This window comes from Aeromonas sp. ZOR0002 (assembly GCF_963866995.1).
GTDB lineage: Bacteria > Pseudomonadota > Gammaproteobacteria > Enterobacterales > Aeromonadaceae > Aeromonas > Aeromonas caviae.
Genome location: NZ_CAWMFQ010000265.1, coordinates 1 through 216 on the forward strand (window position 1 = coordinate 1; position 216 = coordinate 216).

The window sequence follows — 216 nt, forward strand, 5'->3', positions numbered from 1 at the left end:
CTGTGGTCGTAGTACAAAAACGAATTTTGGAACCAATCAATATGGCTCGTTATCGGCGAATTTTGGCTATGGTTCCCGTCACGATGGTGAGCGTTATCTGGTGCATCTGTGTGAAATGTGTTTTTTCGGTATACTCGCAACAATGAGGGAGATGCATCGCGGGGATCATATGTGTGACGATGACTATGAGGCTGCAAACCCAGACACATTTGGGCG

The 216-nt window shown here is 46.8% G+C and carries 1 protein-coding gene; it reads left to right on the forward strand.

Going from position 1 to position 216, the window contains the following annotated elements:
- The coding region (locus AACR77_RS14385) for a hypothetical protein (protein WP_081999467.1) at window positions 1-216 on the forward strand (216 nt) is incomplete at both ends.